We start from the raw sequence: 759 nt of genomic DNA, 5'->3' as shown, positions 1-759 counted from the left end.
GTTCATGGACGCCGGACCACGCGTCAGCGAGGCGATGGGCGTCTATGTCAGGATCAGGCTGCTCGCCGCCCCATTCTCTCTGATCAACTACGCTGTCCTCGGATACGTGCTGGGGCGCGGCGAGGGTGGGCTGGGGCTTGTCCTGCAACTGGTGCTCAACGGCATCAACATCGCGCTCTGCTTCCTGCTCGGCCTTGAACTTGGCTGGGGCGTTTCCGGCGTCGCCTGGGCAACCGTCACCGGCGAATTCCTCGCCATGCTGCTTGGTCTTGCGATCGTGGTGCGGCGGTTCCGATCCAGCCCGCCCTTACCTCGCCACCGCCTGCTCGACATGGGCGCCTTCCGGCACATGCTGTCGCTCAACCGCGACATCATGATCCGCTCGTTTTCGCTGCTTGCCGCCTTCGCGCTGTTCACCCGCCAGGGCGCTGAGTTCGGCACGGTGACGCTCGCCGCCAATGCGGTGCTGATGAATTTCTTTCTTGTCGCCGGCTATTTCCTCGACGGCTTTGCTACCGCCGCCGAACAGCTGGCCGGCCGCGCCATCGGCGCGCGGGCGGCGCAACCCTTCCGGCAGGCGGTCCGTCTGACCCTGTTCTGGGGCTTCGGCCTGGCCGGCGGCGCGACATTGGTGCTGTTGCTGGCGGGTGCCAATCTGGTCGCTGTCGTGACGACATCGCAGGAGGTCCGCGCGGTGGCCGATGTGTATCTGCCGTGGGCGGCGTTCACCGCGCGGACCTCCTGCGATGTCGTCACGAC

Annotated in this window: 1 protein-coding gene; it reads left to right on the top strand. The window is 66.4% G+C overall.

What is annotated here, in order from left to right:
* The coding region (locus EOA36_RS36420) for an MATE family efflux transporter (RefSeq protein WP_245464579.1) at window positions 1–759 on the top strand (759 nt) is incomplete at both ends.

The organism is Mesorhizobium sp. M8A.F.Ca.ET.021.01.1.1, from assembly GCF_003998025.1.
Lineage (GTDB): Bacteria > Pseudomonadota > Alphaproteobacteria > Rhizobiales > Rhizobiaceae > Mesorhizobium.
Note: the sequence above shows the minus strand (reverse complement) of the source record. Positions and strands in the feature narration are given on the sequence as shown.